Annotated in this window: 24 protein-coding genes; 9 read left to right on the top strand and 15 right to left on the bottom strand. The window is 65.3% G+C overall.

Annotated elements, in window-relative coordinates:
* Positions 1–30: 30 nt before the first annotated feature.
* The 3 genes from PQI66_RS05000 (at position 31) to PQI66_RS04990 (ending at position 3123) form a co-directional block, all read left to right on the top strand.
* Positions 31–915 carry a nitrilase-related carbon-nitrogen hydrolase gene (locus PQI66_RS05000; RefSeq protein ID WP_339996492.1) on the top strand — a complete coding sequence of 295 codons (885 nt, stop codon included), beginning with the start codon at positions 31–33 and terminating at the stop codon, positions 913–915.
* Positions 916–939: 24 nt separating this feature from the next.
* Positions 940–1992 (top strand): ABC transporter ATP-binding protein, encoded by a 1053-nt coding sequence (locus PQI66_RS04995; protein ID WP_339996491.1) that lies wholly within the window; start codon positions 940–942, stop codon positions 1990–1992.
* Positions 1993–2133: 141 nt separating this feature from the next.
* On the top strand, positions 2134–3123 hold the full coding sequence (locus tag PQI66_RS04990) for a LacI family DNA-binding transcriptional regulator (protein ID WP_339996490.1): 990 nt from the start codon (positions 2134–2136) through the stop codon (positions 3121–3123).
* Between the two features lie 36 nt (positions 3124–3159).
* Here the strand turns inward: PQI66_RS04990 and PQI66_RS04985 are convergent, their stop codons facing one another.
* The 3 genes from PQI66_RS04985 to hisD are packed head-to-tail and all read right to left on the bottom strand — an operon-like array spanning position 3160 to position 6000.
* Positions 3160–3897, bottom strand: a complete 738-nt coding sequence (locus PQI66_RS04985) for an HpcH/HpaI aldolase family protein (RefSeq protein WP_339996488.1) — start codon at positions 3895–3897, stop codon at positions 3160–3162.
* Positions 3894–4700 carry an SDR family NAD(P)-dependent oxidoreductase gene (locus tag PQI66_RS04980; protein WP_339996486.1) on the bottom strand — a complete coding sequence of 269 codons (807 nt, stop codon included), beginning with the start codon at positions 4698–4700 and terminating at the stop codon, positions 3894–3896. The genes PQI66_RS04985 and PQI66_RS04980 overlap by 4 nt, the downstream gene beginning before the upstream one ends.
* Entirely contained in the window at positions 4687–6000 is a 1314-nt protein-coding gene (hisD, locus tag PQI66_RS04975) for a histidinol dehydrogenase (RefSeq protein WP_339996484.1), read from the bottom strand. The genes PQI66_RS04980 and hisD overlap by 14 nt, the downstream gene beginning before the upstream one ends.
* A gap of 448 nt (positions 6001–6448) precedes the next feature.
* Here hisD and PQI66_RS04970 point away from each other — a divergent pair, with 448 nt between their 5' ends.
* Genes PQI66_RS04970 through PQI66_RS04960 form a run of 3 tightly spaced genes read left to right on the top strand, consistent with a single transcriptional unit; the run spans position 6449 to position 10206 of the window.
* Complete coding sequence (locus tag PQI66_RS04970; RefSeq protein WP_339996482.1) at positions 6449–8008, top strand: GMC family oxidoreductase; 1560 nt, start codon at positions 6449–6451, stop codon at positions 8006–8008.
* Positions 8005–9249 (top strand): MFS transporter, encoded by a 1245-nt coding sequence (locus PQI66_RS04965; RefSeq protein WP_339996480.1) that lies wholly within the window; start codon positions 8005–8007, stop codon positions 9247–9249. Before PQI66_RS04970 ends, PQI66_RS04965 begins: the two co-directional genes overlap by 4 nt.
* Positions 9250–9267: 18 nt before the next feature.
* Positions 9268–10206 carry a helix-turn-helix transcriptional regulator gene (locus PQI66_RS04960; protein WP_339996478.1) on the top strand — a complete coding sequence of 313 codons (939 nt, stop codon included), beginning with the start codon at positions 9268–9270 and terminating at the stop codon, positions 10204–10206.
* A gap of 31 nt (positions 10207–10237) precedes the next feature.
* On the opposite strand, the gene PQI66_RS04955 is transcribed toward PQI66_RS04960, so the two are convergent.
* From PQI66_RS04955 to PQI66_RS04930, 6 genes are all read right to left on the bottom strand, one after another.
* Complete coding sequence (locus PQI66_RS04955) at positions 10238–11368, bottom strand: class II histone deacetylase (protein ID WP_339996476.1); 1131 nt, start codon at positions 11366–11368, stop codon at positions 10238–10240.
* A 99-nt stretch (positions 11369–11467) separates the two neighbouring features.
* On the bottom strand, positions 11468–12799 hold the full coding sequence (locus PQI66_RS04950; RefSeq protein ID WP_339996475.1) for a TRAP transporter large permease: 1332 nt from the start codon (positions 12797–12799) through the stop codon (positions 11468–11470).
* A 3-nt stretch (positions 12800–12802) separates the two neighbouring features.
* Positions 12803–13408, bottom strand: coding sequence for a TRAP transporter small permease subunit (locus tag PQI66_RS04945; RefSeq protein ID WP_339996473.1), 606 nt, complete (start codon positions 13406–13408; stop codon positions 12803–12805).
* Complete coding sequence (gene dctP, locus PQI66_RS04940; protein ID WP_339996472.1) at positions 13405–14484, bottom strand: TRAP transporter substrate-binding protein DctP; 1080 nt, start codon at positions 14482–14484, stop codon at positions 13405–13407. The genes PQI66_RS04945 and dctP overlap by 4 nt, the downstream gene beginning before the upstream one ends.
* A 74-nt stretch (positions 14485–14558) precedes the next feature.
* Complete coding sequence (locus PQI66_RS04935) at positions 14559–15119, bottom strand: nuclear transport factor 2 family protein (RefSeq protein ID WP_339996471.1); 561 nt, start codon at positions 15117–15119, stop codon at positions 14559–14561.
* A 42-nt stretch (positions 15120–15161) separates the two neighbouring features.
* Entirely contained in the window at positions 15162–16286 is a 1125-nt protein-coding gene (locus PQI66_RS04930) for a flavin reductase family protein (protein ID WP_339996470.1), read from the bottom strand.
* A gap of 417 nt (positions 16287–16703) precedes the next feature.
* Between PQI66_RS04930 and PQI66_RS04925 the strand changes: the two genes are divergently transcribed.
* From PQI66_RS04925 to PQI66_RS04915, 3 genes are read left to right on the top strand one after another with little or no spacing between them, the layout of a single operon-like run.
* On the top strand, positions 16704–18032 hold the full coding sequence (locus PQI66_RS04925) for an amidase (RefSeq protein WP_339996468.1): 1329 nt from the start codon (positions 16704–16706) through the stop codon (positions 18030–18032).
* Positions 18033–18079: 47 nt separating this feature from the next.
* Positions 18080–18322 carry a hypothetical protein gene (locus PQI66_RS04920; RefSeq protein WP_339996466.1) on the top strand — a complete coding sequence of 81 codons (243 nt, stop codon included), beginning with the start codon at positions 18080–18082 and terminating at the stop codon, positions 18320–18322.
* Positions 18322–18936, top strand: a complete 615-nt coding sequence (locus PQI66_RS04915) for a response regulator transcription factor (RefSeq protein WP_339996465.1) — start codon at positions 18322–18324, stop codon at positions 18934–18936. Before PQI66_RS04920 ends, PQI66_RS04915 begins: the two co-directional genes overlap by 1 nt.
* Positions 18937–18959: 23 nt before the next feature.
* Here PQI66_RS04915 and PQI66_RS04910 read toward each other — a convergent pair whose 3' ends face one another.
* The 6 genes from PQI66_RS04910 to PQI66_RS04885 are packed head-to-tail and all read right to left on the bottom strand — an operon-like array spanning position 18960 to position 24197.
* Positions 18960–19910, bottom strand: a complete 951-nt coding sequence (locus PQI66_RS04910) for a PDR/VanB family oxidoreductase (RefSeq protein ID WP_339996463.1) — start codon at positions 19908–19910, stop codon at positions 18960–18962.
* Between the two features lie 41 nt (positions 19911–19951).
* Positions 19952–20713: an SDR family NAD(P)-dependent oxidoreductase gene (locus PQI66_RS04905; RefSeq protein WP_339996461.1), complete on the bottom strand. Its 762-nt coding sequence runs from the start codon at positions 20711–20713 to the stop codon at positions 19952–19954.
* A 16-nt stretch (positions 20714–20729) separates the two neighbouring features.
* A complete protein-coding gene (locus PQI66_RS04900) occupies positions 20730–21254 on the bottom strand; it encodes an aromatic-ring-hydroxylating dioxygenase subunit beta (RefSeq protein ID WP_339996460.1) in 525 nt (174 codons plus the stop codon).
* Positions 21247–22596 (bottom strand): aromatic ring-hydroxylating oxygenase subunit alpha, encoded by a 1350-nt coding sequence (locus tag PQI66_RS04895; RefSeq protein WP_339996458.1) that lies wholly within the window; start codon positions 22594–22596, stop codon positions 21247–21249. The genes PQI66_RS04900 and PQI66_RS04895 overlap by 8 nt, the downstream gene beginning before the upstream one ends.
* A gap of 38 nt (positions 22597–22634) precedes the next feature.
* Positions 22635–22997 (bottom strand): hypothetical protein, encoded by a 363-nt coding sequence (locus PQI66_RS04890; RefSeq protein WP_339996456.1) that lies wholly within the window; start codon positions 22995–22997, stop codon positions 22635–22637.
* 27 nt (positions 22998–23024) lie between these two features.
* Positions 23025–24197 carry a flavin-dependent monooxygenase gene (locus PQI66_RS04885; RefSeq protein WP_339996454.1) on the bottom strand — a complete coding sequence of 391 codons (1173 nt, stop codon included), beginning with the start codon at positions 24195–24197 and terminating at the stop codon, positions 23025–23027.
* Positions 24198–24258: the final 61 nt, after the last annotated feature.

Genomic DNA, 24258 nt, shown 5'->3' with positions numbered 1-24258 from the left:
AGACGGACTGAGACGGACAGGGTGAACGTGATGAGCGCGGTGAGCGTGGCAACGGCGGTGGATCCGGTGTGCCGGGTCGCCTGTGTCCAGGTTGCGCCGGATATCGGGCACCCCGGGAACACGGCGCGGGCCGTCGCCGACGCTGTCGGGTCTGCGTCACGAGAGGGTGCGACACTTGTCGTGCTTCCGGAGCTCGTCAACTCCGGCTACCACTTCACCGGCGTCACCGAGGCCCGTCGTCTGGCGGACAGCATCCCGGGGGAGTGGACGGAGATGCTGTCGAGGCTGGCCGCGCGCCACCGTCTCGTCATCGTCGCCGGGCTCGCCGAGCGTGACGACGACGGTGCCCTCCGTTCATCCTCGGTGGTCATCGACCGGGGGACACGTGCCGGGGTGTTCCACAAGGCCCATCTCTGGGACGCCGAGCACGAGGTATTCACCCCCGGCGACCAACCGACGCTGGTCGTCGACACCTCCGTGGGACGCGTGGCGACCGCGGTCTGCTACGACATCGAGTTCCCCGAGATGGTCAGGGTGGCGGCAGAGCAGAATGCCGACGTCCTGGCCGTCCCGGTGAACTGGCCCCTGCGCACCGGGCCGGACGGCGCGCTCCCCGGCGGGTGGCCGATCGAGGTACACAAGGTCGTGGCACACGCGGCCGACTACCGCATCCCGATCGCAGTCGCGGACCGCTGTGGAGCGGAGCGGGGCGGGGAGTTCACCGGAGGGAGCGTCATTGTCGGCCATGACGGTGTCCCGCTGGCAGGACCGCGCATCTCCCGGCCGGCCCGGCCCGAACTTCTCGTCGCCGATCTCCGGACCACTGTCGCAGGCCGCCGGCTGAGCGACCACAACCATGCACTCAACGACCGACGGCCGGACCTCTATCCGGCACGTCCCGACCACCAAACCTGAGCCACACGTAAGCGAGGAAACATCATGGCATCGATCACCTACGAAAACGCCACCCTGGTCTACCCGGGGGCGAAGCAGCCGAGCGTGAACAACATCAACCTGGAGATCGCGGACGGGGAATTCCTCGTCCTCGTCGGCCCGTCCGGCTGCGGAAAGTCGACGACCCTCCGCATGCTCGCCGGTCTGGAAGAGGTGACCTCCGGCCGTATCCTCATCGGCGGCAAGGACGTGACCACCATCGCCCCGAAGGACCGTGACGCCGCGATGGTCTTCCAGAACTACGCCCTCTACCCGCACATGACGGTCGCCGAGAACATGGGTTTCGCCCTGAAGATCGCGAAGGTGAACAAGGCTGAGATCCGTGAACGGGTGGAGGAGGCGGCACGGATGCTGGACCTGACCAAGTTCCTCGACCGCAAACCCAAGGCGCTCTCCGGCGGACAGCGTCAGCGGGTGGCCATGGGCCGGGCGATCGTCCGCGCTCCGCAGGTCTTTCTCATGGACGAGCCGCTGTCGAACCTCGACGCCAAGCTACGCGTGCAGACCCGCACGGAAATCGCGCGCCTGCAGCGCAGGTTGGCGACCACCACGGTGTACGTCACCCACGACCAGGTGGAGGCCATGACGATGGGAGACAGGGTCGCGGTCCTCCGGGACGGCGTCCTGCAGCAGTGCGCACCACCGTCCGAACTGTACGAGAACCCCGTGAACTCCTTCGTGGCCGGGTTCATCGGTTCCCCCTCGATGAACCTCTTCACCCGGGAGGTGGACGGAAACGGCAACGTCCTGCTGGGTGGGGAGCCGATCGCCGTCCCGCCGAGTGCGGGCAAGAGCGTGACGGTGGGAGTCCGTCCCGAGCACCTGTCAATTGCAGACCACGGCATCGAGGCGACCGTGGACATGGTGGAGGAGCTCGGGGCCGACGACTACCTCTACTGCACGACCGCGCTCGGGTATCCACTGGTCGCCCGTGGCCAGAAGGGGAGAATTCCCCGACGCGGCGAGAAAGTACATTTTTCATTCGAGCCGGAAAAGATGCTGTTCTTCGATGGTGAAAATGAACAGCGTCTTGCCTGAGCCTGTGCCGCACCGATAAGTGCGGTGCGGGTACGATGGCACAGTAATCATCAGGTAACTGACGGTAACCAGCGGCCACCGGAGGTTGGTACGACCCGGAGACATTCAGAGCCTGTGTGGCGACGAGATTGAGGAACAGTAATGGTGACGAGTTTCGACGTGGCACGGCTGGCGGGAGTGTCACAGCCTACAGTCTCCAGGGCGATGCGGGGAGACCCGCGGGTCTCCGGTGCCACCCGTGAGAAAGTCGAGTACGCGGCACGGACGTTGGGGTACGTCCCGAGCGCGGCGGGACGCGCACTGTCCTCGGGGAAGACGAGCAGGATCGGCCTGCTGATCACCGACCTGACGAATGAGTTCTACCACCGGATGATCGGACCTGTGGTGGCCAGAGTGAGTGAGCGGCAGCACGAGGTGGTGCTCATCGCCGACGACGGGGACGTGGACACGGTCATCGCCCGGATATCCTCGCTGGGGCTGGACGGGCTGATTCTCGCGACGACGACCACCGACTCCATTGTCCCGTACAAGCTTCGGGAGCGGTCGGTTCCCTTCGTCTATTTCAACCGGGTGGCCCCGGCGGTGCCGGCGGATGCCGCCGTCGTCGACGTCACGGTCGGAATGGCGGACATGGTCGACACCATTGTCGATGCGGGGTATTCCCGGGTCGGGGTCATCCTGGGTCCCGGTAACGCGACAACGGGAACACAACGTGCGGAGCAATTGTTTGTTCTCCTGGGCGAGCAGGGAATTGTCGTTCCTGCGTCGTACCGGATGCAGGGGGAATTCGACGTCGTCAGCGGGGGACGGGGATTTCGTACGCTGATGTCATTGGAAACGCCGCCGGAAGTGATCGTCTGTGGCAATGATGTCGTCGCCATAGGCGCGGTCAATGAGGCAGTGCGCTCCGGAGTGTCCATTCCCGGTGATGTGGCGGTCGTGGGTTTCGACGACCTGCCTGAGGCGGCGTGGCCGGTGTTCTCGCTGTCGACGGTGGGATTCGATCTCAATGAACTGGTCCGGACTGCCGTGGACCTGCTTTTCGACCGGATAGCCGCTCCCGACTCGGAGTACAGCACCCGGCATGTCGCCAGCTATTTCGTGACCCGTTCGTCGCTGCCGGGTCGGTGAACCGCTGACGGCCCCGGAGCGAGGGGCGTCCGGGGGTTACGGCAGCGCGCGGAACATGTCCACGAGGAGGGACGTGGTGTTGTAGACGATGACCTGTGCACCGTCAGCCTGTGCCGCTTCCGCCTGCGTGGCGGAGTTGACGATATCCATCCGGACCGCAGCGCGGTGCCGTCCCGCATCGGTGACCTGCCGGACGGACTCCGCGACCGTCGGGTCCCCGGGACCCGTCGACGCAGCAAGGTCGGAACTTCCGATCATGTAGCCGTCGACGCCGGGGACCGCGAGGATCTCGGCACTCCGGGAGGCTGCGGTCGGGGATTCGATCATCGCGAAGAGCAGCATCGACTCCTCGGCGCGCTGTATGTGCTCGGCTGCCGAGACCGTGCCGTAGCTCGCAGCCCTGCTGTACAGGGCGAAGCCCCGGTCTCCGAGCGGACGGTACCGGGCCCACTGAACGGCGTCCGCCGCCTGGTCCGTGTCGTCGACGTGGGGGACGACGATGCCGGAGGCGCCGGCATCGGTGGCCCGCAGAACGAGGGAGCGGTCGCCCGATCCGATACGCACGAGCGTCTCCACCCCGAAAATCGCGGCTGCGGCGATGTGCTGGCGCACGGCAACGGCATCGTCGGCCCCGTGTTCGCAGTCGAGGAGTATGAAATCGACTCCGCTGCATGCGGCAACTTCGACGAGCTCTTCATTGGGTATGCGCAGCAGTACTCCGGAGACCGGTTCTCCCGCAGCGATACGGCTTCTGAGGGTTCTGTCGAGTTTCATGCGATCATTCCTCCTGAAACGTCGATGTCGGACCCGGTCAGGCCGGGGATGGAGAGCGTCGCGACTGCTGCCTGTGCAACCTCATCCATGGTGACCATCCTGTTCAGTGCGGAGCGGGAGACGAAGTCGCGGGTGACGTCCTCCAGCGGTCTTCCACTCAGGACGGCCTCCCGTTCGAAGTTCCGGTCCATGCGTTCGGAGTCCACGGGTCCGGGGGAGAGGCTGTTGACCATGACCCCGTGTTTCCCGAGTTCGAACGAGAGTGTCGTCGTCAGCCCGATCACCGCCATTTTGCTGGCGGCGTAGGGGGTGCGGTTCTCCAGTGGACGCTTGCCGGTCACGGAGGCGATGTTGAGGATGGCGCCGTTTCCGCGTTCCGTCATCGCAGGGGCGAAGGCACGACACATGAGGAACACGCCGCGGACGTTGGTGGACATGACGTCGTCCCATTCGGCAGGGTCGATGTCCACCAGGGGCTTGACGGGACCGCCGACGCCGGCGTTGTTGACGAGGACAGACACCGGGGAGTCGGCGAGCGTCCGCGCCAGTGACGTCACCGCGTCCGGGTCGGAGGCGTCACAGACGATGCCACGGACGTCGGGACCGGCGTCCTCTGAGAGGGATTCGACGGCCGCGGCCAGTTTGTCGGCGTGACGTCCGGTGATCACCACGGGGCAGCCGGCGGCCCGCAGGGCGCCGGCGATGTGGAATCCGAGTCCGCTCCCTCCTCCCGTCACCAGCGCTGTTCCCGGATACAGGAGCGGAGGAGTGGTGCCCCCGCTGTTGACGTCATGCCCTGACATTGATGCCCTCCAGCCAGTCGAAGGTGTCGCCGAGCGTTGTGGCGGCACGGAGGTCCCCGGAGCGGCCGTGGCCGTCGAAGTTCTCCACCCGTGCCGCCCGGCCGCACAGCCGGCCCAGTTCACCGGAGGCCTCGGCGTCGCGGACCTCCTGGTAAGTGCAGGTCTTGAGGAACTTTCCGACCCAGAGTCCGCCGGTGTAGCGTGCGGCACCGAGGGTGGGCAGAACGTGGTTGGTGCCGATGACCTTGTCTCCGTAGGCCACGCAGGTGCCTTCGCCGAGGAACAGGGCACCGTAGTCGTGCATGCGGTCAAGAGCGTCGCGGGGGCTGGCGGTGAAAATCTGGACGTGCTCGGAGGCGAATCCGTTGGACACCTCCCACATCTCGTCCTCTCCGTCGCAGACGACGATCTGGCCGTAGTCGCGCCAGGCCTGCCCAGCGGTGTCTCCGGTGGGCATTCCGGGAAGGAGTGTCTCGATGTGGTCCAGCGTCTCCTGCGCCACCCGGTCGCTCGTGGTGACCAGTACGGCCGGAGACTCGGGTCCGTGTTCGGCCTGGGAGAGCAGGTCGACGGCGACGGTGAGGGGGTCGGCGGTGTCGTCGGCGACGATCAGTACCTCGGTCGGCCCGGCGAACAGGTCGATACCGATCTCACCGAACATCTGTCGCTTGGCCTCCGCCACGAACGCGTTGCCCGGGCCGGCGATCATGTTCACCGGTGCGATCGAGGGCGTTCCGATCGCCATGGCGGCGATGGCCTGGACCCCGCCGAGCACGTAGATCTCGTCGGCTCCGGCGAAATGTGCGGCGGCCACGGTCGCGGCCGGAACCTCACCGTGGATCGGTGGAGTGCACGCCACGACACGTTGCACACCGGCGACCTTGGCGGTGATGATGGTCATGTGTGCGGAGGCCATCATCGGGTACCTGCCGCCGGGGATGTAGGCGCCGGTGGCTGCGATGGGGACATGGCGGTGTCCCAGAAAGACCCCGGGTTGAGTCTCCACCTCGAGGTCCTGCAGGGTGCCCAACTGTGCCTCCGCGAACCTCCGTACGTTGTTCTGGACGGTGTGCAGGTCCTCGAGGGTCTGTTCGTCGAGTTCGGCGATGTAGCCGGCGATCTGCTCGTCGGTGAGCCGGAACGAGTCCGGCGTCCACCCGTCGAACTTCCCGGAGAGTTCGCGGACCGCTGAGTCTCCGTGGTCGCGGACACTCTGCAGGGCGTCTGCGACGGCCTTCTCCACTGTCGCCTGGTTGGTGTCGGCGAACGTCTTCTGCTGCCCCTGCTTGATGATCCTCATCGCAACCTCTCGGTGTAGTGCATACGCATGTACAAGTGATTGCTGCAGTGTAACAAACTATCTACGCCGATGTCACGGTGACGGGGGAGTCCCCGGTGTCCCTGGGTGGATTTGAGTGGAAAACAGCAGGAAGATACGCAATATCTGCGGCCCGGTGTGGGCGGTGTGTCGATCCTGGAGGGCGGGTTCCTGACCGTCCCGTCGCGGTCGGCGAGGGTGCCGGTCTCCGTCGATGAGCATGGAGATGACTACGGTAATCACCGCCGAGGGGCGGAACCGGTCGGCGCTGGAACCCATGTTTTTCACCCCTGGCCAACTGGGTAGCGCTCTCGGACAACTCGCTGCAGCGGCAGCTGGCTACCGTTTTCACCACATACGTTGTCGCGTGGGGCGTCGGATCGAAGGTATCCACCGCTCCCCGTCGAAAAGGCGGAGGTCACAGGAGAACATGGACGGAACAGGGTACATCGTCGTCGGTGCGGGGTCTGCCGGGTGTGTCGTCGCCCGTCGGCTCATCGATGCAGGGGAGAAGGTCACAGTCGTTGAAGCGGGCGGGTACGACGAGAACCCGCTCATCGAGACCGTCTGGTCGTCGGTGATGCTGTGGCATGGACCGGAGGACTGGGACTTTCAGACGGTGCCCCAGGAGCACTGCGGCGGGAGGCGACTGCACCTGCCCCGCGGCAAGGTCACCGGTGGATCGCACGCCCTCAACGGGACCATCTGGTGTCGTGGGTCGAGGGAAGACTACGACACGTGGGCCTATCTGGGGTGTCCGGGCTGGAGCTGGGACGATGTCCTGCCGACCTTCCGGCGCATCGAGAACTTCGACGGGGGCGGATCCGCTCTCCGGGGAGAGGACGGGCTGCTGGACGTGTCGCAGGGGTACACCGTCAACCCGATCCAGGAGAGCATCCTCAGCGCGGGCACGGAGATCGGTCTCCCCCTGGACGAGGACTACAACGACGGCGCGCCCGACGGGATCTCGAGGATGCAGCTCAATGTCCGCGACGGGAAACGGTTCACCACCTGGCGCGCCTACCTGAAACCCGTCCTCGGGCACGAGAACCTCACCGTCGTCACCGGTGCGGAGGTCGACCGTCTGGTCATCGAGGCTGGCGCGGTGACCGGTATCGAGTACATCCGCGACGGCCGACGGCACACCCTCCACGCCGGAGAGACCATCCTCGCCACAGGGGCACTGGGGTCCCCGGCGATCCTCCTACGGTCAGGTATCGGTCCGGCCGACGAGCTGTTGTCGGCGGGCGTGCAACCGGTGGTCGATCTACCGGGAGTGGGGAAGAACCTGCAGGACCACCTGCTCGTCCCCGTGGTCTTCACGACCTCGACACCGGTCCCTCCGCCGAGCACCGGTGTGGCCGAGACCCATCATTTCTGGCGGAGCCGACCCGACCTCGCCGTACCGGACACCCAACCCATCCACTTCTCCATCCCGATGTACCTCGACGACATGACGGGGCCGGAGAACGGGTTCTCACTCGTGGCAGGGCTGGTCCGACCGCAAGCCAGGGGTTCGGTGACACTCTCCGGGCCGGACGTGTCCGATGAACTGCTGATCGACCTCGCGGCGCTCGACAACGATGTCGACGTCAGCGCTCTCGTCGCCTCCGTACGTCAGTGCCGCCGTATGGGCCGTGCGCCATCACTCGCGGAGTGGGGCGCGCAGGAGATGTACCCGGGGAACGACGTCGGGGACGACGATGACGCCCTCGAGAAGTACGTGCGTGCGCATGTCGGTACCTACCACCACCAGGTGGGGACGTGCCGGATGGGGGTTGACGCGGGGTCCGTCGTCGATCCCCGGACGCTCGCTGTCCGTGGTGTCACCGGTCTCCGGGTGGCGGATGCCTCGGTCATGCCCCTGGTGACGACGGGAAACACCAACGCCGCCGCCGTTCTCGTCGGAGAACGTGCCGCGGGGTTCATCGTCGGTGGCCCGACACCCGACGCGGACACCGCGTCCGACACGATAGGAGAAATGGTGTGACTACCTCGAGATCCCGAGCCTCAACCACCTCGGCAACCAGACAACCTCTGTCCAGCAGGGCGGTGATCGCACTCTGCATGGTCGTCGTGGTGATGGAGGGCTACAACCTGATCACCTTCGGTGTGACCGTCCCTCTTCTTCTGGACGACCCCGGGCTGGCCATCGACCCGGCGACCACCGGACTCATCGGTGGCGTCGTCTACGCCGGCGGATTGACGGGCATCCTGATCAGCGGTCCTCTGGCGGACAGGTGGGGGCGTCACCGACTGATGTCGGCCGCGGTAGGCGTCTTCGCCCTCGGCTCCGTGCTTGTCGCGGTGGCACCGAACGCCACCGTGATCGGGGTTGCCAGGATGATAACCGGCATCGGCATCGGGGCGGCGTTCACCTCGGCGATGACGCTGGCACGGAACCACGCCGCGATGAACCGGGCGAGCCTGGTCATCACATTGACCACGGCGGGCGTGCCGGTCGGCGGTGTGCTGGCGTCACTGTTCGGCATCTTCCTCATGCCGCACTGGGGGTGGCGGTCGAACTACTGGGCGGGTGCCGTCCTGACGCTGGTCATCCTGGTGGTGTCACTCCTGGGGCGGATCCGGGAGCCCGACGAGGTACAGAACTCGACGCTGGCACCCTACCGTCGCCTGACGGCGCTCTTCCACCCGTCGACACGCGTTCTCGTCCTGTTCGTGGCACTGGCCAGCGTCATGAACCTCGTGACCTGGCTGGGACTCAACGCCTGGCTGGCGGAGGCGATGCGCAGCAGCGGGTTCACCCTGACCCAGGCTCTCACCCTGACGTTCGTCCTCACCGGCGCAGCGGTCATCGGGTCATGGTTCACCGCGACCGCCGGCGACCGTGTCGGTCCGGCCCGTATCGCGGTCCTCTGCGCTGCCCTGACCCTGGTCGGACTGATCGGTCTGATGTCCGGCCCCACCGCGATGGCCGGAGCGGTGGTGTTCGTCGCCCTGCTGGGGATCGGGGGGCATTCGACCCAGAACCTCATCAGCGCGGCGGCCACCAACCACGTGGCTCCTCCGCTCCGTGGGACGGTCATCGCGATCACCAACGCCATGGCGTACGTCGGCTCATTTCTCGGCCCGGTCGTCGGTGGCGCCGTCTTCGGTGCCGGGGGAGCCTCGAGGCTGTTCAGCGTCTACGCCGTCTTCGCCGCTGTCTGCCTTGTCACCTGTGTGGGTATCGTGGTCGGTGGACGGCGGGGCCGTACCGTCGTGGAGTAGCAGAGGAGGAGCGCGGTCGTGGACGGAGAACACGGCACGGTCGACCTGGACAAGCTCCGGCGTGACCTCGCCACATCCCTGCAGCTCCTGCAGCGGCTTGTTCCGTACGACGCAGTGCTGGTCCTGCGGACCGGTCACGGGAGGAGACCCTCGGAGATCTGCAGGACGGGCTACTCGTCCACGACCGCATGGGCACTGGCGCACATGTTCCCGGCCGTGGACACCCGGCGTTTCACCTCCGAGATGAGTGACTGTGCGCCCCTGCCGCCCACGATCTCCACGTCGGGGGTGGGCGCCGGTTTCACCACGTCCCGGCTTTTCCGGGAACACCTCGCCGCGGAAGGGTACGCCGAGGGGATGTCCCTGGTCCTGCACCACGATGACGGGCCGGTGGGAATGGCCCATTTCTCGAGCAGGACGGCGGGGGCGTTCGACGGGAACCCGCGCGACGCCGCACTGGCGGTGTCCGGTTTGCTGGGAAGTATCGTGGCGATGTTTCCCGGTGTCGAGGAACCCCCGCGCGACGATGTCCATGCGGACGTCGAGCAGCGGCTGTTGGCGGATCCGGACTTCGTGAGGCATCTCCGTGAGTTCTGCCGGAGCCACCTCACGTCTGTCGACCACCTGTGGGATCTCGACGGGACGCTCGTCAGCGTCGACGTGGTCCAGCCTGGACGGGTTGTCGCGCGTCCGGCGGGTGCCGCAGCCACACGGGGGCTCACGAGACGGGAGCTGCAGGTGCTCAGCGCACTGTGTTGCGGGGCAGGCGACGGGGAGATAGCGTCGCGGCTCCATCTCGGACGTCGGACCGTGGAGTCGTATCTCGGTTCACTCCGGCAGAAGCTGGGGGCGGCGAGCAGACTCGAGGCCGTCGTCATCGCGCTCGGGGCCGGACTGTACGTACCGCACCCGGACCGGGCGCCCCTCGGACAGATCGTCCGCGGATCGTCCGGGTGAGCGCCGGTCAGGGGGGCGGACAGGGGGACGGTCACGGGGTCGGGACGTTCGTCACGAGCTCCTGTGCTTTCGCGACCTCGAGGCGTTGGTGGTCGTACAGGTCATCGACGCCCTGAGGATCCAGGACCGGCGAATACGGGTCACCGAACCCTGTCTCGACGCCGGTGAGGACCTCCAGGACCCCGAGGCCGCACACGGGGACGTAGTACGGACTGTAGCCTCCCTCCTGGATGACGACGACCTTGCCTCCGCACAGGGAGTCCGCGGCGTCCAGGAGCAGACGGGTCAGTGTCTTGAACCCACGCTGGGTGACCATCTGACGCGCGAGCGGATCCATCGCGGAGGCGTCGAATCCGCTGGCGACGAGGATCAACTCCGGCTGGAACGCCTCAAGCGCGGGAAGGACGACATCACGCATGGCCAGCTCGTAGACCGCGTTGCCACTGCCGGGAGGAAGCGGCACATTGAGCGCCGCCCCCGTCCCCGCCCCGGCTCCGTTGTCCTCCCGGAATCCTGAGTCCGGCGGGAAGCACCGGTCCTGGTGCAGCGAGATCGTGAGGACGCTGGGGTCGTCCCACCAGATGTCCTGGGTGCCGTTTCCGTGGTGGACGTCCCAGTCGACGACAGCGATGCGCGACACACCGAGGACGTCCCGCGCGTAGGCCGCGGCGACGGAGACGTTGTTGAACAGGCAGAACCCCATTCCGCGTGCCCGTTCGGCGTGATGTCCGGGCGGGTTGATCAGCGCGTACGCGGTGTCGACCTCCCCTTCCACCACGGCCCGCACGGCCTCGATCGCGCCGCCGGAGGACCGTCGGGCGATCTCGTACCCGCCCCGTCCGAAGGGACTGGCCCCGTCGCCGGCGTCGCCACCCTTCGCGTTCTCCGACTGGGACCGGATGTGTTCCACGTGCTCGGCGGTGTGGACCCTGAGCAGGTCCTCGGCCTGGGCCGGGGTGGCCCTCAGTGGGACCAGGACGTCGGCGAGCGCTGAGACCTGGACAGCCTCGTGGAACCGCCGCTTGGTGTCGGCATGGGCGATGTGGTGGCTGATGGGCTGGAGGCCGACGGACGGGTCGGCAGGTGTGAACCCGCCGCTTCCACTGTCCACCCACCCGTAGAGGGTGTCCCAGAGATATCCGACCTGTCGTTGTGGTGCCATGATGGTGCTCCTGGTCTGAGGATGTGCGTCGGTGGAGAGTGGCGTTCACGTTATTTCCGTTGGGAACGTACCGGGTACCGGGAAAGTACGGTATCCGGGTCACCCGGCCATGAGCTGCGGCAGGAACGTCACCAGCCACGGCAGCAGGCAGAGGATGAGGACGACGACCAGGTCCGAGATGATCCAGGGGACCGCTGCCCGGTAGATCGTGAACAGCGGCAGCCAGGGCGCCGTGGACTTCATGACGAAGAGGCCCATGCCGAAGGGCGGGGAGATGTTCCCGATCTGCAGGGTGACGAGCACGATGATGGAGAACCACACGGGATCCCAGCCGAACTGCGTCACGATCGGCATGAGCAGTGGTGCGGTGATCAGCATGATCGACGCCTGGTCGATGAAACACGAGAGGACGACCAGGAGCAGGATGATGAGGAACATCATCAGGGCCCCGTTGGCGATACTGCCGGACACCCACTGGACCAGGCCCGCGGTTGCACCCATGTAGGCCATGATCTGTGAGTACAGGGTGGAGGCCATGACGAGGATGAAGATCGTCCCCGTGATGCGAATGCTGCCGACCCCGGCGCCCAGGAGTTCCTTCAGGGAGAACCGACCGGTGGCGAAGGCGAGGATGATCGAGGCGAGTGCCCCGAATGCGGCAGCCTCGGTGGGTGTCGCGATGCCGGTGAAGATCACCACGAGCACCGTGACCGCGATGATCCCCGGCAGCAGGAGGTTGCTGAGGAAGCCCCGGGCGATCTCTGCCCCGGAACGGCGGGGCGGAAGGTTCTGTGCGGAGTCGGGGGAGGACTCGCCGACTGCCGCCTGCCTGCTCTTCCACAGGACGATGGTCACGTAGCCGAGGGCCATGAGGATGCCGGGCACGATTCCTGCGATGAGGAGGGGGCCGATGGAGACGTTGGCGACACCGCCCCAGAGGATCGCCAGTGCGCTCGGAGGGAACACCATCGCCAGTCCGCCCGCCGCGAGGATGGAGCCTGCGGAGAGTCGGGTGTCGTACCCTGCAGCCTTCATCTGCGGCAGCAGGGTACGGCTGAGTAGCGCCGTGTTCGCCAGCGACGAGCCGGAGAGGATGCCGAAGGCACTGCCGCCGGCGACCGCCACCATGGGCAGACGCCCGGGGACGCGGCGGAGCAGTTTGGCGATTTCGACGATGGCGTCCTGGGCGATGCGTGCCCGGAACAGTACGTCGCCCATGAGGATGAACAGCGGGATCGCCGTGAACGTGAAGCTGTTGACGGAACTGATCACACTGAGACTGAGCAGACGGGAGGTGACCTCGATGTCGCCGAAGATCAGGAGTGAGGAGACGATTCCCACGGCGAAGATGCCGAAGGCGACGGGGATCCGCAGGAACAGCACGAGGATGAGGGCCAGTATGTAGACCGGCAGAAAGATGTACCACTCCATGACCTAGGCTTCCTCTCGCTGGGTGCTGGTGGATGCACGAACTGTTCTTATCGAGCGGATGAGGTAGAAGACGGTGGCGTGGAGCATCACGGCGAACCCCACGAACACCGCCAGTGACAGCCAGTACCGGTGGAGGGCGAGTTCCCCGGCCATGGTCGTCTTCGTGTTCCAGTCGTTGACGAGCAGCTCCAGCGCGCTGAATGTCAGGAACAGGGCGACGACAAGCTGCACGACGGCCCCGATCAGCTGGCCGACGACGACCAGGCGCGGGCGGTTGAACATGTCGAGGATCTCGACCTTGAAGTTGTCGTCCGCCGCGGTGGCGGCAGGGATGACCAGGACGGTGATCAGCACCATCGCCAGAGCTGAGAGCTCGACCGCGCCGAGCACCCCGTGCCCGGTGAAGCGCATCACCACGGTGACGGCGATGAATACGGTCAGGACCAGTATGATGACGGCCCCGAGGTATTCGAGGGCGCGCTCCGGCAACCAGGTGCGGGCCGATATGTCCGTGGTGTCGTTGACGGAGTCGGGGAGTGCCTCCAGGACCTCTTCCGCGCTGTCTGTCGGTACGGTCGACCCGTCGGTACGGGGAGTCTGCGAACTCATGGGGTGTCCTCCTGGAGTTCCTCGGTGTCGGAGATGAAGGCGCCGCCGGGGACCCGGTCGTAGCCGCGCCCTTCGAGGGGAACGTCGTAGGCGTCGCGGAGGTCGGCGGCTGCCGGGGAGGTGGTCAGGATCCGGTCCCAGTCCAGGTCTTCCCAGCCGTCGACGTACGCGAGTTCAAGCAGGGCCTCGGAGTCCTCGTCGTCGAGCCGGGTCTCGCGGACACCGGCGTCATGCCATTGCTGCGTCTCCTCCACCGTGCGTTCGAGGTAGTGGTTGAAGATCTCGGGCTCCGTCTCCGCGAGCGTGTCGGTCAGTGCCGCCTGTGTGCGTGCATCGAGCCGGTCCCATGCCCGTTCGTTCATCAGGAGGTTGGCGACGGACTCGTAGAACCGCGGTGCGAGGTCGTAGTTCACCACCCCTTCCAGTCCGAGGCTTGACGGGCCGACGGAGGCCCAGGTCGCGCCGGAGACGACGTTGCGCTCCAGGGCCGTGTACACCTCGCCGCCCGGAAGGTCGACGGGCACACCGTGCATGCGACTGACCATGCCGGAGGTCGCCGACGACGTACGGTACGAGGCCCCGTGGAGGTCGAGTCCGTCGATGTCGTCCCGGCTCAGGATGACCTGTGGCATCCCGGCGACCGCGCGCCCGAGGTAGGTGACCCCGAGCTGCTCCCGGTGAATCTCGTCGTAGATCTCCACGACGCCGTTGTCACGTTCCTCCATCGGGGTGAACGGCGTGAAACGTGCGAGTTCCATGGCCGGAACCTGGTCGACGTAGTAGTCGCCGGGCATGATGCCCATGTCGAATACTCCGGCCGACACCCCCTCAATGAGCAGGTTCGGCGCCATCACCTCCGGTCCTCCCTTGAAGTCGACGGTGATCCACGGCGCCGTTTCCTTCAGTTTGTCGATGAACATGAAGACGCCCTCGTTATTGGAGTGGTTCTTCGCGAATCCGCTCGCGAGGGTGATGGTGACGTCGCCGTTTCCCTCGTCGGCGGCAGAGGAACAACCGGCGACGAGAAAAGGTACGAGAAGTACTGCCAACAGCCTTTTCCTGAGTGTGACGAGCATGCTGCCTCCTGCAGTCGTGTCATCGTGGTCTGCGGTGTGTGCCGGGGCGGTGAGCCGTCCCCGGTAAGGCCCGGCTATGCGAAGAGCACGGACTGCGTGGGGTAACTTCCGGCGAAGTTGTCGGGAAGGTCCGAGATGAAGACGTTCTCCGTTCGCGTCCGGGTCACCCGCCACACTCCGTCGTCCTTCCGGAACGCGTTGTTGAGACGGCTTGAGCGCAGAAGGGAACGGCCGTCCGAGAAGAGCCACGGCTGCATGTGTATCCACGCACCCTCGGCGACGTCTCCGTCGACGGAGATCTGCTCCGACGTCAGGTAGTGCGCGTTGAGGATGAGTTGGGGGTCCTGGTCCTCGGGCCAGAAACGGTTGAAGTGGGCGCGGATCGCGTCTTTCCCCTCGGCCCGGCCGAACTGACCGGTGTAGTACTCGCCGACCCCCTCCCACACCGCATCGTCGGTGTAGAGGTCCAGGATGAGTTCGATCCGCTCCTTGTCGCTCACCGGGGGGTGGACGGGGCACGGGGTGTCGCACAGCATCATGTAGCGCGCCTGAACGCGACGGATGTCTGCTTCTGCCTCCAGGACCTCGACCCGTGCGGCGAGTGTCTCGATGGTGTGACTGGTGTCTTCCTGCATTGCGGTGCTCCTCGGGGTGAGTGAAAGGGGAATGTCTGGCTGTCAGTGGTTTTCGATGCGCCGGACGACGGCCTGCGCCTGGGTGATCCAGCCGCGGACGGTCCGGCCGTCGACGTCCTGGGGGAGTTGGGCCAGACGGAGGGTCATCGTGTGTTCCCCGGTGGGGTCCCGGACCGGGAAGACGATCGACCCGACGTTGTAGCGTTCGTCGTCGGTGATCTCCCGTTGGGAGTAGTCGACGGTGGTGCTCCCGATCAGCTCACGGATGGTCCTCTCGGCGAACGGGGTCAGGGGGCCTTTGAGGTACTCTTTCGTCGCTTCGATCATCTGTTCGTAGGCGACGCTGCCTTCCTCGGGGAGATGGGAGATGACGTAGCCCTTGTCGTTGAGCATCTCGAGTCGGCGGCAGTGGTTTCTCCGGACGTCGTCCGACGGCGTGCCGAGTTTGCCGAGCCAACGCTCGCGGACCTCCTCGGGCTTGTCGAACAGGTACGTGTCCCCGATAGGGGGCACGATCGGGACCCGGCTTGCGAACCTGTGCTCGGGGGACACCCCCGGACCGAGCGCAGAATAGACTGTCGCGAACTCGTCCTCGCTGAGCGCGGCGTAGACGATGACTTCGCAGCCGATGGACTCGGCGAGGGACTCGAGGTCGTCGTCCGCGCTGTGTGCGGCGTGGATGGCGGGAAGTGAGTCGTGCCGGAGGCGGCCCATCATCGTGGATCCGACGAAGCTCCCGTATCCGCCCTGGAAGAACAGGAGTGGGGCCACGGAGTTCGTCACCTCCAGGTCATGGACGCGGCACAGGACGATCCAGTGGTCGCCGGCCTCGATTGTTTCCGAGATCGTGGTGTCGATCCAGGCGATGGAGTTCTTGAGAATGGGGTCGCCGGCGGGGGAGGGGTACCATTCGATCCCGTCCAATTTGTTCTGCCACCGTTGGGCGATGGACAACATCTCGGATTCCTGTTCTCCGCCGAAGATGTTGATGCACAGTGACGAGCACTCCTGCATTTTCCCGAATGTCTTGGATGCCTTCATCGGCATGAAAGAAACCAGTGGCGGGTCGAGGGACACCGACGAGAACGTTCCGACCACCATGGCCAGTAGTTCCCCGTCCGCCGCACGTCCGGTGACGACGGCCACCCCGGTGGGATAATGCCCCATGGCGTGTCTGAATGTACGTGGGTCGAATTGTGTGGAAACGGAGTGGTCATTCACGTCGGGTGCTCCTCCATTGCAGGGCGCGCTTGTGTCGGTGGCGGATCTGTGAAAGATGGCTGTCCGGTTAAGGAACAAAACTAGGGCAGGGGTGACTTACGGCACTACGCGGGAAACCTTTAGAATCTCCACGGCGACCGCGGTCGTGGCGGTGAATGAGGGGAGAGGTGGAGATAATCTGATAAATAAGGAAAGGGTAGCCTTAAGTTTTGCCTGCGGGTTACCTTTAGTCCCGAAAAGTAGTCAGCCCGTGGCGGGTGTAATAATCTTGGGACTCAAAAGACCGCGGGGTGACCGGCATCACGTGATGTCCACGAGGATGCTCCCCGTCACTGGACCAGGTCGTCGAAGGAAGGAATCAGCATGACGCTCGCGCACCGCACACAGTCGGTGGAGCACCGGGTGAGAGATGTCCACGACGGTCGCATTTCCGCCCGGGAGAGTGCCGACCAGCACCGCCGGGAAATCACCCGGTACGAACCGCGTCTGAAGGCGTGGGTTGAACTCACCGACCTCGACGAGGGCGACAACGTCCCCTCACATGGTCCGTTGGCCGGACTGTCTGTGGGGGTCAAAGACATCATTGACGTCCGGGGGCATCCCACGCGATGCGGTTCGCCGACGGCCGACCAGGAGCCGAAGGACGACGACGCGGCGTGTGTCGCCCGTCTGAGGGAACTCGGTGCCACCGTGCAGGGGAAGACGGTCACCACGGAGTACGGGTATTTTTCGCCCGGCCCCACGACCAACCCCTTCAGTGAGTCCGCGACCCCGGGAGGGTCCTCGAGCGGATCCGCTGCCGCGGTCGGTGCCGGTACGATTCCCTTCGCGTTGGGGACCCAGACTGCCGGATCCCTCACCCGGCCGGCGTCGTTCTGCGGCGCGGCGGGTCTGGTCCTGACCCACGGCGCGACGTCCCTCGCAGGTGTCACCGGGTTGAGCGAGTCACTGGACTCCCTCGGTTTCCTCGCCCGGTCGGTGGAGGACCTGGACTTCGTCCACCGCGCCTTCTTCGACGTGGCAGGGCAGGGGGCGGCCGTCCGTCGAGAGTCCTTCCCCGACGTCACCGCGCTCCTCTGGGACGGCTCCGGGATGTTGAACCTCGACAGCACCATGATGCAGCTTCTCCGCACGCTGCCACACCTGTTGGGGGAACTGGGTGTCGCGTCGTCGCCCCTGGACTGGGACGACCACATCCGGTCGTTGGTCGACGACCACCGGACGGTCATGGCCTTCGAAGCTGCAGCCGGCCTGGGGCAACAGCTGGGGTCCCGGAGGGGAGAGGTGAGCGCCCAGTTGCGCCAGTTGTTCAGCGACGGAGAGGTCGTCGAGGAACAGCATGTCACCGATGCGCTGTTCCGGCGGGACGTGTCCCTGACGGCACTGACACGCTGCCTGGGCACGTCCGGGCTGGTGATCGGTCCGGCGGCGAAGGGGCCGGCCCCGATGATGAGCACCGGCACCGGGTCGCCGGAGCTCAGCCGACCGTGGCAGCTGCTGGGACTTCCCGTGCTCACCGTGCCCGGTGCACGCACGAGCGCGGGAATGCCTCTGGGTATCCAGGTCGTCGGCCCCAAGGACAGCGAGTCGATGCTCCTGGCGCTCGGAGCGTCACTGGAACCGTTGCTCCGTGACCTTCCCTCATTCAGCGACGTCGACGGAGTCCCCACACTCAAGGAGATGAAATGGTAAACAGCTCGGACACCCTTATTCGCCCTCGCCCGGTAAACCACTACCGCATGTTCCTGACCTGTTACGGAGACAAATTCACCTACGGTTGGCACCACGTCGACCTGTTCGTCCACGACGAGCTCGGCCGGGAAGTCAACTGGGTGCACTGGACCGTCGAAGCGGACGGTCCTGAGGCGGCTGACGTCTCCGTGCGGAAGGAGGAGCCGGACCTGGTGCGCACCACTCCCTGGGAGCACCACGTCAGTGAATTCGGCATGCACTACTGGACTGCAGAAGCCGCGTGGGACTGATGGAGAACGCTCCTGTCGTCTACATCGTCGACGACGACCCTGGTCTGTGCGATTCCGTCGCCTGGCTCCTGGACAGCGCCTGTATCGACAGCGTCGTCTGCCACAGTGCCGCCGAGTTCCTCGGTCGTTTCGACCGGACCCGTCCGGCCTGTATCGTGCTCGATGTCCGGATGCCGGAGATGAGCGGTCCCCGTCTCCAGGAGAAGTTGGCGGACATCGCCCCGTACGTGTCGATCATCTTCGTGTCCGCCCACGGGGACATCCGGATGTCTGTCGACACGATAAAGGCCGGTGCCCAGGATTTCCTGGAGAAGCCGTACGATCCCCAGAAGCTCCTCGACGCCGTGCAACTCGGTGTGGAGAATGCCCGGGGGAACTTCGAGCGTTACAGGAGCAGGACGGACGTCGCCCGCAAAGTCGAGACGCTCACGCCACGGGAGCGTGAGGTACTGGCGATGGTGGTGGAGGGGCTGCCGAGCAAGTCGATCGGTCGGCGTCTGGGGATGAGCGTCAAGACCGTCGACGTCCACCGGACACGGATCAAGACGAAGACCGGCGCGGACAGTATCGGCACATTCGTCCGGGACATCCTGCGCTACGGCACCCCACTCTGATCCGGCGACGTCGGGGGCCGACGTCAGAAGTAGTCGAGCACGAGCCTCGGCGTCTTCGATCGCGAGATGCACACCGCCATCGTTTCATTCGCTTCCCGTTCCGACGCCGTCAGGACGTTGTCCCGGTGGTCGGGGATCCCCTCGAGAACCTCCATGATGCAGGTCCCGCAGATTCCCTCCCTGCAGGACGTGTCGATCTCCGCACCGTTGTCGTTGAGGACGTCGACGATGCTCCGGTCCACGGGGATGTCGAACTCCTCGCCCTCGAGTTCCACGACGAATGCCGTGTTCTGTGAGTCATCCACCTGCTCACCGGCGTGGAAGTTCTCGAAGTGGATGTCGCCGTCGCTGAACCTCTCGGAGAGTATGCCGGTGATCTTGTCCATGAATCCCTGCGGGCCGCACAGGTAGACGTGACTTCCCGTGGGAGCCTCATCGCGCAGCCGCTCAAGGATCTCGGTCTGGTCATCTCTGGTGATGCCCAGATGGGCATGGAGTTTCTCCGGGCACTTCTCCTGGAGGATCGGAAGAAACGCCGCGTCCTCCTCGGAGGAGGCGAAGTAGTGGAGTTCGAAACTGATGTCGCGGACGTCCATGTACCGGGCCAGGCTGTGCATGGGCGTGATCCCGATTCCCCCGGCGATGAGGATGTGGTGGGTCGCCTGCTCCGCGATGCCGATGAGGTTACGGGGTTCGGAGATCTTCAGACGGTCACCGACCTTGAGCGAATGCAACGCGGCGGACCCGCCGCGGGACTCGTCCTCCCGCTTCACCGCAACCACGTACGCGTCGTCACCGTCCGGCCGACCGCACAGGGAGTACTGCCTCGTGATGGCGGTCGGGCCCTCGACGTCGATGTGCGCCCCCGGCGTGTAGTGCCCTATCGGGGTGCCGTCGGGCATGCTCAGGTAGATGGAGATGATGGTGGGTGTCTCGTGGACGATATCTGCCACGACGACTTCCTTGAGTCCCATTGTTCTTCCCTGTCGTGAGTGTGCGGTGGAACGGTGACCTTCTAGCGGAGGTACAGGCCGCCGTTGATGTCCCAGCAGGCGCCGGTGACGAAGTAGGCGTTCGGCTGTGTCAGCAGTGACACGGTGTCGGCGATGAACTCCGGGCTGCCCAGCCGGTGGACCGGGATACCCTCGACGATCTGGTCCATCTTGTGACCGACCGTGTCATGGACGATCGAGACGTCGTGCGGCCCCGGGGAGATCGCGTTGACGGTGACTCCGGACGACGCGAGTTCCTTGGCGAAGATCTTCGTCGTCGTCAGGATCGCGCCTTTGGAGGCGGCGTAGTGCGCACCGGTGGCGGTGCCACCGTTCTGTCCGGCGAGTGAGGCCTGGTTGACGATCCGGCCGTAGCCTTGTTGTGCCATTGCCGGGCCGAAGACCTGGCAACCGAAGAAGATGCTGTTGGCGTTGGTCGTGAGAACCTCGTCGAATTCATCGGTGTCCAGCTCGAACACATCTGCGGCGCGGGTGACCGCTGCATTGTTGACCAGGATCGTCGGCGTTCCCCAGTGGTCGGTGATCCGGTCGAGGGCGTTGGTGAAGCCCTCCTTGCGGGAGACGTCCAGTTCGACCGCGAGTGCGGAGGAGCCGTCAGGGGAGAGTTCCTCCGCAAGTGCTGTCGTCTTCTCCATGTTGCGCCCGGTGACGACAACCTTGTGTCCGTCGGCGTGGAGTCGGCGGGTGATGAAGCTGCCGAGCCCACCGGCTGCGCCTGTCACGACGGCTACTCCGGGCTGGGACTGTGATGCGTGGTCGGTCATGTCTGCCAGATCCTTTCTAGATCAGGAAGCCGGCGGCGCCGATGGCGTCCTGGCTGTCGATGAGACGGGCGACTTTCTGGACGATGAGGTCGTTGCCGCTGTCGCCTTCTGCGGTAAGTCGGATCCGGTGGGTGAGTTCGGCACCCAGGTTCCGGGTTTCGTTACGTTTGTGGGCGGTGATGATCTGCGCCGAACGGATCACAACCTCACGCTCCGACAGTTCCACGACCTCGAACCTGGAGACCGTGCGGACGGTCGTGGCCGCGGCGACGGCGCTGGGGGAGAATCCCTGGATGAGCCGCTCAACCCGGAGGTGTCGCATACGGGCGTCGTCGTAGATCATGTTGAGCGAGTTCTCGAAGTCCTCTGTCTCCGGGTCGACCGGTACGATGTAGTACCCGTCGTCGCTGAACTGTCTCTCCCACGCGGGGTAGTCCTTCCGGTCCAGAAGCGCAGCCTCGTACCAGATGAGCTCAATCGCCCGCTGGACGCGCGTGTCGGAGAGAAACGGGGTCACGGGACGTGCCACCGTGTCAGACATCTGCGTTGTCTGCGTTGTCTGCGTTGTCTGCGTTGTCTGCGTTGTCTGTGTCGTCATTGCTCATCATCCTCTTCCACATGTAGTACGCCTCACGCATGCCCGTCTCGTCGGTGACGTGCGAGGTCGGCCAGTTCTCGTCCTCGGTGGTGTATTCGCGGCCGAGACCACGGTTGATCATGATCGGCATCGACGGGTTGCCGCCCGCCCCGATCTGGACCCGGTCCCAACCCTCGGAGTCGTCCGGGCTGCCGAAGCCGAACGGTCCCTGGAAGTGTTCGTGGATCCGGAGCCGCTCACGGTTGACGGACTCCGGCCCGCCGTCCATGCCCAACGCCATATGCCAGATCTCGGTCTCGTCGACGGAGATCGGGATGAGGACCCGGAAGAACGCCGACGACATGGCGATGTTCGGGAACATGTTCAGGTTGAAACCGCAGCCGTGCATCGAGCGCATGTAGCGCCGGACCATCGCGGGGCTCTCGCCGGCCTCCTCGAGTTCCTTGACGATGTGGTTGAACCGCGGCTGGATTTCCTCGGAACCGTCATCCTCGTCGAGGTCCATGTGGGCGGTGGCCATGATGCTCACACTGTGGCCGTGGCCCAACGCGTGCGTCTCCGCAGCCGGGTCGTCCATGAAGGACATCATGTCGGCGGTCTCGGAGTCGACGGAGGCCATCCACGACTTGTGGACCATCGGGAAGTGGTATCCGTCCGTCGTGTTCTCGAGCTGAATCTTCCAGTTGCCCTTGAACCGGAACTTGTGGGTGCCGATGACCTTGCAGGGGTACCCGTTGGTCTGCTTGAAGAACCGGTCCATCCAGATCTTCGCGTCGCCGAGGTGGTCCTCGAGGGGTTCGACGTCGTCGTTGAAGGTGGCGAAGATCATCCCGAGGTAGCTCTCGGTGCGCAGTTTCTGCAGCCCGAAGTCCTTCTTGTCGATCAGCCCCTCGTAGCCGTCGGGGTAGGGGATGCCCCGCAGCCGGCCGTCGTGGGTGTACGACCAGTTGTGGTAGGGACAGGTGAAGCCGTTCGCTTTGCCGCTGCGTTGGTCGCAGACCGTGGCACCCCGGTGCCTGCACCGGTTGAGCAGGGTGTTGAAGTTGCCCTTGCGGTCACGGTTGACGATCACCGGCTGGTCCCCCACCCAGGTGGTCTTGAAGGACCCGGACTCGGGGATCTCGCTCTCGTGCGCCACCCACACCCAGGTGCGGTAGAAGATCCTCTTCATCTCCTCCCGGAAGATCTGGGGGTCGGTGTAGAGCTGGCCCGCCACCCGGTCGTCATCGACGAGAGCGGCGAAGTTGCTTCGTGAGCTGCTGGGGATCCGTGTAGGGATTGTCATTGGTCAGTTCCTCTCTCAGGCGTGGTCGGAGCGCGTGGTCAGAGCGCGACATCATCGCGGATGGTCAGTTCCCTGCCCATCCGGGCTTCGATGGTGAAGTACCGCCACAGGGCATGTTCGTCGACCATGATGGTGCGCAGGAGGTTGCAGGCCTCCCGGACCGTCGGCTGGTCGCGGACGTCGGCGAGAACGTAGAAGGTCCAGGGCCACCCGGTGGACGGACCGACCATGTGGGCGTCATCGTCGAACGTGCCGATGATGTCCACCCCGTCCATGTCCCGGAGTCTCGTCAGGAACGTCTGGGTCGCGATCCAGACTTTGCCGATATCGTCTTTCGGCAGGTCGAAGAAGTTCTGGTTGTTGCCCACGCAGAACAGCGTGCGAAGTGGTGAATCAGACATGGTTTCTCTTCTCGGTCTCGGGGGAAGTCAGGGGAAGCTGGGGATCGTCGGCTCCAGCCCCAGGAGGAGCGCACCGCCGGCTTCGAACGTGTTCTCCTGGAGCATCGCGTGCTGGGCCGGGACGAGCCCGTCCTGCACGAACCGTTGCAACGGGTGGCTGGTGAAGATGGCGCCGGTGCCGGCCAGGTCGAACGCCGTCAGCGCCACCCTCCGTCCCACCTGGGCGGCATGTGACGCGGCGATCCGCAGCATCGCCTTGTCCTCGGAGGTGATCTCCTCGCCGGACTCGGCTTTGTCCCAGACAGCCTCCGTGGACTCGTAGAAGAACGCACGGGCGGAGCGGAGGTCGGCTTCGGCGTGGGCGAGTCCGAGTTTGTAGACGGGACGGTTGCCCTTGGCGGGGCCGCCGGTCACGGACGCGTTGGCGGACCCGGTGTCGCGGACGAAGTCGAGTGCACCGCGGCCTGCACCCAGCGCCGTCACCGCCAGGACCTGAGCGGCGTACGCCAGTGCCGGATAGCGCGTCAGCGGTTCGTCGATCGTCGGGGTTCCGCCGCGGATGAACGTCAGTTCGTCAGGGATGAACAGGTCAGTGACCCGGACATTGTGGGAGCCGGTGGACTTCATCCCCGCCACGTCCCAGTTCTCGACGATCTCGACATCGTCAGGATGGACGAGCGCAGTCAGGGGGCGGCCGGCGGTCTCCGGCCCGCCACGCAGGCCGATCCCGAGGATGTCGGCGCCCTTGCACCCCGAGGCGAAGAACCAGGTGCCGTTGGCGACCCAGCCGCCCTCCACTTTCTCCGCCTCAATCATGGGGAACATGCCGCCGGCGAAAACAATGTCGACACTTTCCGCGTAGAGTTTTTCCTGCGTCTCGCGTGGAAGCGCGGAAAAGTAGGTGAGCGCTGAACCGAAGCTCGCGACCCACCCGGTGGAGGGGTCGACGGCCGAGATCTGTTCGATCTGGCGCATGAACTCGGCGGGAGGCTGTGGTTCTCCGCCGAAGGTCGCCGGAGTAGACGCACGGTACAGCCCCGCCTCGACCAGAAGGTCGACGTAGTCCTTGGGAACATGCCCCAGACCGGCGAATTCATCCCGGCGTTCACGGAGGACGGACAGTGCATGGTCGAAGGCCGCCTGCCGTTCCGGGCCGGCCGGCGCGGCCTCGGTGGTGAATCGAACGTGGTCGAGTAGCACTAGTCCTCCAGATGCCTTGGTGAAATATCCACCTATGACGTTATGTTTCTGCGCAGTGCGC

It is taken from the genome of Corynebacterium sp. USCH3, assembly GCF_037619475.1.
Taxonomy (GTDB): Bacteria; Actinomycetota; Actinomycetes; order Mycobacteriales; family Mycobacteriaceae; genus Corynebacterium.
This window is presented reverse-complemented; position numbering and strand designations above follow the sequence as displayed.